The organism is Streptomyces niveus (genome assembly GCF_001723055.1).
GTDB lineage: Bacteria > Actinomycetota > Actinomycetes > Streptomycetales > Streptomycetaceae > Streptomyces > Streptomyces niveus.
This window is the reverse complement of record NZ_MDCR01000318.1, coordinates 1-10878: the sequence shown is the minus strand read 5'-3', so window position 1 is coordinate 10878 and position 10878 is coordinate 1. Positions and strand designations below refer to the sequence as shown.

Annotated in this window: 10 protein-coding genes and 1 pseudogene; 6 read left to right on the top strand and 5 right to left on the bottom strand. The window is 72.6% G+C overall.

Translation table 11 applies throughout. The features are described from left to right. The 4 genes from BHU15_RS30210 to hutU all read right to left on the bottom strand — a co-directional run. On the bottom strand, nt 1-868 hold an 868-nt coding region (locus BHU15_RS30210; RefSeq protein WP_069630063.1), incomplete at its 3' end, for an amidohydrolase family protein. A 14-nt stretch (nt 869-882) separates the two neighbouring features. Continuing rightward, nucleotides 883-2250: a formimidoylglutamate deiminase gene (locus BHU15_RS30205; RefSeq protein WP_107422960.1), complete on the bottom strand. Its 1368-nt coding sequence runs from the start codon at nt 2248-2250 to the stop codon at nt 883-885. Beyond that, nucleotides 2241-3431 (bottom strand): allantoate amidohydrolase, encoded by a 1191-nt coding sequence (locus BHU15_RS30200; protein ID WP_069630064.1) that lies wholly within the window; start codon nt 3429-3431, stop codon nt 2241-2243. The genes BHU15_RS30205 and BHU15_RS30200 overlap by 10 nt, the downstream gene beginning before the upstream one ends. Nucleotides 3432-3670: 239 nt before the next feature. Further along, complete coding sequence (hutU, locus tag BHU15_RS30195) at nt 3671-5344, bottom strand: urocanate hydratase (protein WP_023541264.1); 1674 nt, start codon at nt 5342-5344, stop codon at nt 3671-3673. A gap of 116 nt (nt 5345-5460) precedes the next feature. Between hutU and BHU15_RS30190 the strand changes: the two genes are divergently transcribed. The 6 genes from BHU15_RS30190 (at nt 5461) to BHU15_RS30165 (ending at nt 10623) form a co-directional block, all read left to right on the top strand. Further along, nucleotides 5461-6843 (top strand): type III PLP-dependent enzyme domain-containing protein, encoded by a 1383-nt coding sequence (locus tag BHU15_RS30190; protein ID WP_069630061.1) that lies wholly within the window; start codon nt 5461-5463, stop codon nt 6841-6843. An 86-nt stretch (nt 6844-6929) separates the two neighbouring features. Next, entirely contained in the window at nt 6930-8330 is a 1401-nt protein-coding gene (locus BHU15_RS30185) for an APC family permease (RefSeq protein ID WP_069630060.1), read from the top strand. 198 nt (nt 8331-8528) lie between these two features. Then, complete coding sequence (locus tag BHU15_RS30180; RefSeq protein ID WP_069630059.1) at nt 8529-8951, top strand: roadblock/LC7 domain-containing protein; 423 nt, start codon at nt 8529-8531, stop codon at nt 8949-8951. After that, nucleotides 8948-9745 (top strand): hypothetical protein, encoded by a 798-nt coding sequence (locus BHU15_RS30175; RefSeq protein WP_069630058.1) that lies wholly within the window; start codon nt 8948-8950, stop codon nt 9743-9745. Before BHU15_RS30180 ends, BHU15_RS30175 begins: the two co-directional genes overlap by 4 nt. After that, on the top strand, nt 9742-10188 hold the full coding sequence (locus tag BHU15_RS30170) for a roadblock/LC7 domain-containing protein (protein ID WP_031231342.1): 447 nt from the start codon (nt 9742-9744) through the stop codon (nt 10186-10188). Before BHU15_RS30175 ends, BHU15_RS30170 begins: the two co-directional genes overlap by 4 nt. 63 nt (nt 10189-10251) lie before the next feature. Continuing rightward, nucleotides 10252-10623 (top strand): hypothetical protein, encoded by a 372-nt coding sequence (locus tag BHU15_RS30165; RefSeq protein ID WP_069630057.1) that lies wholly within the window; start codon nt 10252-10254, stop codon nt 10621-10623. Here the strand turns inward: BHU15_RS30165 and BHU15_RS41660 are convergent. Beyond that, a pseudogene (locus BHU15_RS41660) lies at nt 10592-10878 on the bottom strand (hypothetical protein); the annotation flags it as partial. The gene BHU15_RS30165 and the pseudogene BHU15_RS41660 overlap by 32 nt on opposite strands.

Genomic DNA, 10878 nt, shown 5'->3' with positions numbered 1-10878 from the left:
CGCCCGGCAGCAGCGTGGCGACCGTACGCGAGTGGGCGAGCGCGTCGACGTCCGCGTCGGTGAGGTGGGTGCAGTGGTCGGCGGACGCGGCGTCCAGCTCGACGGCGAGCTGGACACCGGGGCCGTACGACAACTGGTTGGCGTGGACGCGCGGAACCAGGCCCTTCGCCTGCCCGGCGGTCAGGATCGCGCGCGCCTGGTCGCCGTCGAAGGCGCCCTTCTCGCAGAAGACGTCGATCCAACGGGCGTACGGGGCGCAGGCGTCGAGCATGTCGCCGGTGACGAGACCGACGTACGCGGCGGGGTCGTCGGCCAGTTCGGGCGCGACGATGTGGGCGCCGAGGTAGGTGACTTCGTCGGTGTGGTCGGCCGCGACGCGCAGCGCGCGTGCCTCGTCGGCGACGGTGAGGCCGTAGCCGGACTTGGTCTCCTGGGTGGTGGTGCCCTGGCGGAGTCCTTCGGCGAGGTACTTCGCGACGTTGGCGCTCAGCTGGGCGTCGGTGGCGGCGCGGGTGGCGGCGACGGTGGTGCGGATGCCGCCGGCGGAGTAGGGGCGGCCCGACATGCGGGCGTTGAACTCCTGGGTGCGGTCGCCGGCGAAGACGAGGTGGGAGTGGGAGTCGACGTAGCCGGGGACGACGGCCCGGCCGCCGGCGTCGACCGCGTTGTCAGTGGCGGGTGCTTTGCTTGATTCACCGACCCAGACGACGCGGTCGCCGTCCATGACGACGGCCGCGTCCTGGATCAGACCGATGGGGGATCCGTCACCGAGGGAGGGATCGTTGGTGACCAGAGCGGCGATGTTGGTGATGGCAGTGGTACGGGCGGTCGTCCGGGCGCTGGTGGGTGCGGTGGTGCCGGTGTTCATGGGGGCGCTCTCCTTCAGCCGCGTACGGCCGCGATCGACCGGGCAAGGGCTTCGGGCACGTCGGGGATCAGGGTGTGGGCCCCGTCGCGTACGAGATGGCGACCGCCCACGATCGTGTGACGCACGTCCGCGGCCGTCGCGGCGAATACGGCGATCTCCGCGCCCAGTCTGGGCACCTGCCCCACCGTTCTGACGGAGTCCAGGGTGATCGTGACGAGGTCGGCGAGCGCGCCGCGCTCGATCCGGCCCGCCTCGGGCCTGCCGAGGGCCGCGTGGCCGTCGGCCGTGGCGGCGGTGAGGAGCGCGGCGGCCGTCCAGTGGCCCCGGGTGCGGGTGCGCAGCCGCTCGTTGAGTTCCAGCGCGCGGGCCTCTTCGAAGATGTCGATCACGGCGTGACTGTCGCTGCCCAGGGACAGGGGCGAGCCCGCGTGCTGGAGCCGCGCGGCGGGGCCGATGCCGTCGGCGAGGTCGCGCTCGGTGGTGGGGCACATGCAGGTGCCGGTGCGGGTGGAGCCCAGCAGGGCGATGTCGTCGTTGGTGAGGTGGGTGCTGTGGACGGCGGTGGTGCGGGGGCCGAGGACGCCGTGGTCGGCGAGGAGACGGGCGGGGGTGCGGTCGTGGGTGGCGAGGCAGGCGTCGTTCTCGGCGGTCTGTTCGGAGAGATGGACATGGAGGGGGGCCTGCCGGGCCTCGGCCCATTCGGCGACGGTCGACAACTGCTCGGCGGGCACGGCGCGTACGGAGTGGATCGCCGCGCCGATCCGTACGTGCTCGTCGTCCTTGGTGTACCGGTCGGCGAGGGCGGACACGCGCTCCGCCCAGGCGTGCGCGGTGCCGTCGGAGAAGCGGACCTGGTGGCGGTCCGGGGGCTTGCCGCCCCGGCGCTTGGAGATGCCGGAGGAGAGATAGGCGGTGTCCAGGAGGGTGATCCGGATCCCGGCGTCGCCGGCGGCGGCGATCAGCGCCTCGCCCATCGCGTTGGGATTGTCGTAGGGCGTTCCGCCAGGAGCGTGGTGCATGTAGTGGAACTCACCGACGGAGGTGATGCCGGCCAGCGCCATCTCGGCGTACACGGCGCGGGCGAGCGCGTGGTAGTTGTCCGGGGTGAGGCGGGCGGCGGCCCGGTACATCATCTCGCGCCAGGTCCAGAAGGTGCCGGAGCCGACCTGGACCTTGCCGCGCAGGGCGCGGTGGAAGGCGTGCGAGTGGGTGTTGGCGAGGCCGGGGAGCGTGAGCCCGCGCAGGACGGTGGCGCCGGGGGGCGGGGTGTCGTGCCCGGTGCGGACGTCGGTGATCCGGCCGTCGGCGACGGTCACGCTCACCCCCGGTTCGACGTGGGTGTCGAGCCAGGCGTGCTCCAGCCAGTACGTGGTCACGTGCACGCCAGCCCTTCCAGTACGTCGGCGAGTGCGAGGACCCCGGCCACGCAGTCGTCCTCGGCGGCGAACTCGGCCGGGGAGTGCGAGACGCCGGTGGGGTTCCGTACGAACAGCATGGCGGTCGGAATGGATCCGGACAAAATACCCGCGTCATGTCCGGCGCCGGTGCCGAGCACGGGGAGCTTGCCGCCGAGGATCCGGCCGACCTCGTCGCGCAGGCTGTGGGCGAACTCGACCACGGGCGTGAAGGACTCCCGTACCACCCGCAGATCGACGCCCGCGCGGTCGGCGTGCTCGTGGGCCGCCGCCTCGATCGCGGTGACGACGGTGTCCAGGGTGGCCTGGTCGGCGGCGCGGGAGTCGAGCCAGCCGCGTACGAGGGAGGGGATGGCGTTGACGCCGTTGGGTTCGACGGCGACCTTGCCGAAGGTGGCGAGGGCGCCGGCGATGGCCGCCTCGCGGCGGGCGGCGAGGACGGTCTCGGCGTAGCTGAGCATCGGGTCGCGGCGGTCGGCGAGGCGGGTGGTGCCCGCGTGGTTGGCCTCGCCGTGGAAGTCGAAGCGCCAGCGGCCGTGCGGCCAGATGGAGGAGGCGATACCGACGGGATCACCGGTCAGGTCGAGCGCGCGACCCTGCTCGACGTGCAGCTCGACGAACGCGCCGATCCGGCCCAGGCGTTCGGGGTCGGGTCCGATGGTGTCCGGGTCGTACCCGGCCGCCTCCATGGCGCGCGGCAGCGGGACGCCGTCCCCGTCGCGCAGGGCGTGCGCCTGCGCGAGGGTGAGCTGCCCCGCGGTGAGCCGGGACCCGACGCAGGCGAGCCCGAACCGGGCGCCCTCCTCGTCGCCGAAGTTGGTGACGGCGACCGGCCGGGTGAACTCCGCTCCCCGGCGCCGGAGTTCGTCGAGCGCGGCGAAGGACGAGACGACGCCGAGCGGCCCGTCGAAAGCACCACCGTCGGGCACGGAGTCCAGATGCGACCCGACGACGACGGCGTCCGCACCGCCCGGATCCCCGGCCCACCCCCACTGGTTCCCGTTCCGGTCGACCTCGTACGCCATCCCCCGCGCCTCGGCCTGCGCCCGGAACCACTCCCGGCACTCCAGATCGGCCCCGCTCCACGCGTACCGCCGGTACCCCTGGCTGCCGGCGTCCCGCCCGATGGGCGCGAGGCCCCGCCACATCTCCTGGAAGGACGCGGCTGCCGGGACGCCTGCCCCGGCGGGCTCGCCGGCCCCGCCGGGGGCCCGGCCCGAGCCGCCGCCCGCGTTCGGGCGCTCCGCGCCGGAACGCGGCGTGGCCGGCCCGGCAGGCTCCTTCGCGCCGTCCGTTGCGCCCGGTGCGGCGGCGGCGGGGGTCTCGCCCCGCGCGCCGTCCCCGGCCGGGGGCGCGCCCCGGCGGCCTTCCGGGCCGGAGGCCGTCGTCACTCGCCCTCCCGCATCGGGATGCGCACGTCGCGTTCCGTGGCGACCGTCTCCGCGATGTCGTAGCCCGCGTCGACGTGGCGGATGACGCCCATGCCCGGGTCGTTCGTCAGGACGCGGCGGATCTTCTCGGCCGCCAGCTCCGTGCCGTCGGCGACCGTCACCTGGCCCGCGTGGATCGAGCGGCCCATGCCGACTCCGCCGCCGTGGTGGATGGAGACCCAGGTCGCCCCGGACGCCACGTTCACCATGGCGTTCAGCAGCGGCCAGTCGGCGATCGCGTCCGAGCCGTCGAGCATCGCCTCGGTCTCGCGGTACGGGGACGCGACCGAGCCGGCGTCCAGGTGGTCGCGGCCGATGACGACGGGCGCGGCGAGTTCACCACTGGCGACCATGTCGTTGAAGCGCTCCCCCGCCCTGTCGCGCTCGCCGTGGCCGAGCCAGCAGATGCGCGCGGGCAGGCCCTGGAAGTGGACGCGTTCGCCCGCCATCCTGATCCAGCGGTGCAGCGACGCGTTGTGCGCGGACTCGTCCTCCGGGAACAGCTCCAGGATCGCCTTGTCCGTCTTGTGGATGTCCGACGCCTCGCCGGACAGCGCCGCCCAGCGGAACGGGCCCCTGCCCTCGCAGAACAGCGGCCTGATGTACGCCGGTACGAAGCCGGGGAAGGCGAACGCCCGCTCGTAGCCCGCCAGTTGGGCCTCGCCCCGGATGGAGTTGCCGTAGTCGAAGACCTCGGCGCCCGCGTCCATGAAGCCGACCATCGCCTCCACGTGCCGGGCCATCGACTCCCGGGCGCGCAGCGTGAAGTCGGCCGGCTTCTCGGCCGCGTACGACGCCATGTCGTCGAAGTCGACACCGAGCGGCAGATACGCCAGCGGGTCGTGCGCCGACGTCTGGTCGGTGACGATGTCGATCGGCGCGCCCTCGGCGAGCATCCGGGGCAGCAGCTCCGCCGCGTTGCCGAGCAGCCCGATCGACAGCGGCCGGCGCGCGTCGCGGGCCTCGGTGGCGAGCTGGAGCGCGTGCTCCAGGGAGTCGGCCCGGACGTCCAGATAGCGGTGCTCGATGCGGCGGTCGATGGCGCGCGGGTCGCAGTCGACACAGATCGCGACGCCGTCGTTCATGGTCACGGCCAGCGGCTGCGCGCCGCCCATCCCGCCGAGCCCGGCGGTCAGGGTGATCGTCCCGGCGAGCGTGCCGCCGAACCTCTTCGCGGCGACGGCGGCGAACGTCTCGTACGTGCCCTGGAGGATGCCCTGCGTGCCGATGTAGATCCAGGAACCGGCGGTCATCTGGCCGTACATGGTGAGGCCGAGGCGTTCCAGCCGGCGGAACTCCTCCCAGTTGGCCCAGTCGCCGACCAGGTTGGAGTTGGCGATCAGTACACGCGGCGCCCACTCGTGGGTCCGCATCACGCCCACCGGCCGGCCGGACTGGACGAGCATCGTCTCGTCCTGCTTGAGCGTGCGCAGGGTGCGCGTCATCGCGTCGAACGAGCGCCAGTCACGTGCCGCCTTGCCCGTGCCGCCGTAGACGACGAGCTGGTCGGGGTGTTCGGCGACCTCGGGGTCGAGGTTGTTCTGGAGCATGCGCAGGGCGGCTTCCTGCTGCCATCCCAGGGCGCTCAGTTCCGTACCGCGCGGTGACCGTACGGGTCGGGGTCCTGACATGGCGGGTGCCTCCTCCGTCACTGCTCCACTGTTGGCCAAACTATTCACATCCTCTCCAGCTGAATAGTTGTAGTCAACAGTGGAGGGACCGGCGGCCGGATGATTGGCTGACACGCATGGTCGAGGACACCGAGACGGTCGAGCAGCCGGACAAGCAGACAGACACCGCGGGACGGGAGAGCGCCGACCGGCGCGATCTCGCCGTACGGGCCGCCGTCGGGCAGGGGCTGCTCACCGAGGCGGACCCCGTCGTCGCGCTTCTCGACGTGGCGGGCGTCCGCGCCTCCGCCGCCGCGCTGCACGCGGCGTTCGCCGCCGTCACCGCGCCGGACACCCCCGTGCTGCACGCCTTCGCCGTGAAGGCCGCCCCGCTCGTGCCCGTCCTGCGGCTGCTGCGCGACGCGGGCGTCGGCGCCGAGGTCGCGAGCCCCGGCGAGCTGGGCCTGGCGCGCGCCGCCGGGATCCCGCCCCACCACACCGTCCTCGACTCCCCCGCCAAGACGCCCGCCGAGCTGCGCGAGGCCCTGTCCCTGGGCATCGCGGTCAACGCCGACAACCCGCAGGAGCTGACCCGGCTCGACGCGCTCCTGCACGAGGCTCCCTCCCACTCCCCGATCGGGCTACGGGTCAACCCGCAGACCGGCGGCGGCTCCATCGGCGCCCTGTCCACGGCGACGGCGACGTCCAAGTTCGGTGTCGCGCTGCGCGACGAGGGCGCCCGCGCCTGGGTCGTACAGAGCTTCCTGGACCGGCCCTGGCTGACCCGGCTGCACACCCACTCCGGCTCCCAGGGCGTCCCGCTCGCCCTGATGGCGGAGGGCGTGCGGACGGTCCACGAACTGGCCGAGGAGATCAACGCGGCGGCCGGGCGCCGGCAGATCGACACCATCGACATCGGCGGCGGCCTGCCCGTCAACTTCTCCTCCGACGAGCACACCCCGGCCTACGCCGACTACGCGCGGCTGCTGAAGGCCACCGTCCCGGCCCTCTTCGACGGCCGCTACGGGCTGGTCACCGAGTTCGGCCGTTCGCTGCTCGCCAAGCACGGCACGGTCCTGGCCCGGGTCGAGTACGCGAAGTCCGCCGGCGGCCGGCCCATCGCCGTGACCCACGCGGGCGTGCAGATCGCCACCCGTACGGTCTACAACCCCGAGTCCTGGCCGCTGCGCATCGCCGCGTACGACGCCGATGGCCGGCCCAGGCAGGGCCCCGACGTCGCCCAGGACATCGCGGGCCCCGCGTGCTTCGCGGGCGACCTCCTCGCCACCGACCGGCCTCTGCCGCTGCTGGCGCAGGGCGACATCGTCGCGGCGCTGGACACCGGCGCGTACTACTTCGCCAACCACTACGCGTACAACAGCCTCGCCCGGCCGGGTGTCTACGGCTTCACCGAGACCGGGGGCCCGATGCGCTTCGCGACCGTACGCGCGCCGCAGACCGTCGCGGAGATCGTCGCCGAGTCGGGCGGCGGGGACCCGGACGCGCTCGTACGCGACTGACGGCGGGACCACAGGAGACCGGCAGGAATCAGCGCCGCCGCACCGGGCAGAACACTTCCCACCATCGAACCGGGGGAGGTCACTTCATGCCCGCGTCCCAGACACCGACAGCGGCGGACACACCGGGAGCGTCCGGCGGCACACCCGAACTCAAACGCGCGCTCGGCCCCAAACTGCTGATCCTCTTCGTCATCGGCGACATCCTGGGCACCGGCATCTACGCCACCACGGGCCAGGTCGCGGGCCGGGTCGGCGGCGCGCTCTGGGTGCCGTTCGCGATCGGCTTCGTCGTCGCGATCCTGACGGCCGCCTCGTACGTGGAACTCGTCGGCAAGTACCCGAAGGCGGCGGGTGCGGCCCTGTACACCCAGAAGGCGTTCAAGGTCCCGTTCCTGACCTTCATCGTGGCCTTCATGGTCATGTGCTCCGGCCTGTCGTCGGCGAGCGCGGCGGCGCGCGCGTTCAGCGGGGACTACCTCGCCGAGTTCACCGACGCCGTGCCGCCGACCCTGGTCGCGATCCTGTTCGTCGTCGCGCTCGCCACGCTGAATCTGCGCGGCGTCTCGGAGTCCGTCAAGACCAACGTGGTACTCACACTGGTCGAGTTGAGCGGCCTGGCGATCATTCTCGGCATCGGCGCGTACGCGGTCCTCAGCGGCGACGGCGAACCCGGGCGCCTCACCGACTTCGAGGCGAGCGGCACCGGCTTCTCGCTGATGACCGGCGTGCTCGGCGCGACGGCGCTCGCGTTCTTCGCCTTCGTCGGCTTCGAGGACTCGGTCAACATGGCGGAGGAGACCAAGGATCCGAGCCGGACCTTCCCGCGCGCGATCTTCATCGGCGTCGCGGTCACCGGCACCATCTACATCCTGGTCGCGCTCGTCTCGTCCCTCCTGGTGGACCACAGGACCCTGGAGGGCTCCAGCGGCCCTCTGCTGGAGGTCGTGAAGGCCGGCGGCGTCGACTTCCCGCCGAAACTCTTCGCCCTGATCGCGCTCTTCGCCGTCACCAACTCCGCGCTGATCAACATCATGATGGCCTCGCGGCTCTGCTACGGCATGGCCAACGAACGCATCCTGCCGAAGGCCATGGGCCGGGTGCTCCCCAGGCGCCGTACGCCGGTCGTGGGCATCGTCTTCGTGTCGCTGCTCGCCATCGGGCTGGTGTCGACCGGCGAGATCCAGGGGCTCGGCGACACCACGGCGTTCCTGCTGCTGTGCGTGTTCTTCGTGGTCAACGTCGCCGTGCTCGCACTGCGCCGCGACCCGGTCGGCCACCGGCACTTCCGCGCGCCGACGATCGTGCCCGTGCTGGGTGCGATCACCGCGCTGGTCCTGGCCAGTCCGCTCGCCGACCGGGCCGCCGACGTGTACATCAGGGCCGGGGTGCTGGTGGCGATCGGGATCGGGCTGTGGGCGGTCAACAAGCTGGTGCTGAAGGCCCGTTCGGAGGAGCACGCGAAGACCGGCGGCGACGTGACGAAGTAGCGATGCCGCGGGCAGGACGGGACGGCACGGGGCGACCACGGGAGCGCCCCGGGCCGTTCCGTGCGCCGACCCTATCCCCGCGGGGCATGTTCCGATGGAAATTGCCCGAAACCCCGTGCCCCGTACGGACGTTGCGTAATCTCACGGTCACTGCCGCACGACGGTGCCTACGCACGACCGGCTGGGAGGTAAGTCCGCGTGCCCGGAATCGACGCATGTCTGCACGAGATCATGGCCCTGCCAGGCGCCCGTGGAGCGGCGATCGTCGACTGGACGAGCGGTCTCGCGCTCGGTACGGCGGGCGAGTCGCCGAACGGTGATCACGAGACGACCGCGACCGAGACCGCCGAACTGGCGCGGGCCGCCGCCGAGTACCCCGCGTTCGCGCGGGACGCCGAGCGGGCGCGACCGCCGGCGGAGCCGACCGCCGGGGAGGCCAAGGGCCCGCCCGTCGAGGACCTGATCGTCACCACCCGTACCGGCTACCACGTCCTTCGCTTCGTCGAGACGACCTTCGACAGCAGCGTCTTCCTCCATCTGTGGCTCGACCGCGACACCGGGAATCTCGCTCTCGCCCGGCTGCGGCTCCAACAGCTCGCCGAACGGCTGGTACTGGCATGAAAGCCACCACCGCGACCTCCCCTGATTCCCGCGTCTCGCCCATGCTCGTGCGGCTGGCGGACGAACGGGCCACCGGCGCCCTGCTGCGCGACCACGGCACGCTCTATCTGTCCGAGGGCCGCGTCGTGCACGCCGAGAGCCCCACCGCGCCCGGGATCGACACCCTCCTGACCACCGGCGGCCGGCTGCCGCGCGACGGCTGGCAGCGCGCGGTCGACGAGGCCGGAGCGCGCCGCGAGGTCGGGCGCTTCCTCGTCGACAGCGGCCGAATAGGCGGCGGAGAGCTGGAGATCTGCCATCTGGGCGCGCTGTACGACGCCGCGTTCTTCGCGCTGGCGCCGGGCAGCGGCCCCACCCGGTTCCGGTACGGGGTCGCGCACTGGATCGGCCCCGTGCGCCCCGTGTCGGCGGCGGCCGTGGAACGCGAGACGCGACGCCGCCGGGAACTGCTCGACCAGGTCTGGCCGTACCCGGCGGTCGACACCGCGCCGGTGACGCCCCGTCCCCCCGCGCCCGGCCAGTCGCTCACCCGCCGCCAGCGCGCGCTGCTGGAGCTGGCCGACGGCGTACGGACTCCGGCGGCCATCGCGTGGGCCCTGGGCCGCCCCGCGTTCCACACCCTCCTCGAGGTACGGCGGCTGGCGGCGGCCGGGCTGGTCGACACCCCTCCCGAGCCGCCGCCGGACGCCCGCCCGGCCCGCCCGGTGCTCCCCGCCTGGATCGGGGAGATCACGGCCGACCCCGACATCGCCCTGCTCCGCCGGCTCCGTGACGCGTTGGAGGCAAGCCTGTGAGACGCGCCCTGCGGCTGCGCGGCGAGAGGAGACAGCTGATGACGGTGGAGGCCGAAGTCCTGGGTGAGCTACGGCGCCTGCGTGTCCGGGTCCCCCAGCTCACCGGTGCGCTGGCCGCGAGCACCGACGGTCTCGTGCTCGCCGAAGAGCTCTCGGGAGGCGGCACGGACATCGAGCCCGAGGGCATCGCCGCCCTGACCGCCGCCGCCCTCGGCGTCTCCCTGCGGCTGGCGGACAGCACGGGCCGGGGCGGTTTCCGCGAGCTGCTGATCAGGGGCGAGCACGGCTACGTCGCCACGTACGCCGCCGGCGGCTCCGCCGTCCTCACCGTGCTCGCCGAGCCGCGCATCAACGTCGGCCGGCTCCATCTGGAGGCCCGCCGGTCCGGCGCCCGGATCGGCGAGCTGGTGGACGCCGCCCTCGAACGACCGGAGAACGCCTGACCCATGACCTCAAGCAGAACACCCGCCCGAACGACCCAGAGACGAAAAGGAAGTGCGTCATCCATGGCCAACACCGAAGCGGCACTCAAAGAAGCCACCACCATCGAGGGCGCCATCGGGGCAGCCCTCGTCGACTACAGCAGCGGCATGGCCCTCGGCACCGTGGGCGGCGGCAAGGACATGGATCTGACGGTCGCCGCCGCCGGGAACACCGACGTGGTGCGGGCCAAGGTGCGCACGATGGAGATGCTGGGCCTCAAGGACGAGATCGAGGACATACTGATCACCCTCGGCGGCCAGTACCACCTGATCCGGCTGCTCAAGGGCCGGGGCAACAACGGCCTGTTCCTCTATCTGGCGCTGGACAAGGAGCGGGCGAATCTGGCGATGGCCAGACACCAGCTCAAGAGGATCGAGAACGAACTGGAGGTGTGACGGAGCCCCGCCCCTTCCTGGGCTTCGCGGACGCTTTCTCGGCCTCCGTGGCCGTCGCCGTCTTCTTCTTGGCACGGGGGCGCCGCGCTCCACCGGGCGCGGCGTCCCCGGCTTCGAGCCCGGTCGTACGGAACCCCTTGACCTTCTTGCCGACGGGACTGCCGCGCCCGGCCCAGTCGGTGCGTACCCACAGCAGTTCCCCGCTCGCGCGCTCACCGCGGCCCAGCAGCACGGCCTTGAGCCACAGCCCGGCGC

Excerpts from the sequence above, each read along its gene's own strand:
- BHU15_RS30200 (WP_069630064.1), bottom strand. The coding sequence starts at position 3,431 with ATGTGGCGGGGCCTCGCGCCCATCGGGCGGGACGCCGGCAGCCAGGGG.
- hutU (WP_023541264.1), bottom strand. The coding sequence starts at position 5,344 with ATGTCAGGACCCCGACCCGTACGGTCACCGCGCGGTACGGAACTGAGC.
- BHU15_RS30190 (WP_069630061.1), top strand. The coding sequence starts at position 5,461 with ATGGTCGAGGACACCGAGACGGTCGAGCAGCCGGACAAGCAGACAGAC.
- BHU15_RS30185 (WP_069630060.1), top strand. The coding sequence starts at position 6,930 with ATGCCCGCGTCCCAGACACCGACAGCGGCGGACACACCGGGAGCGTCC.
- BHU15_RS30175 (WP_069630058.1), top strand. The coding sequence starts at position 8,948 with ATGAAAGCCACCACCGCGACCTCCCCTGATTCCCGCGTCTCGCCCATG.
- BHU15_RS30165 (WP_069630057.1), top strand. The coding sequence starts at position 10,252 with ATGGCCAACACCGAAGCGGCACTCAAAGAAGCCACCACCATCGAGGGC.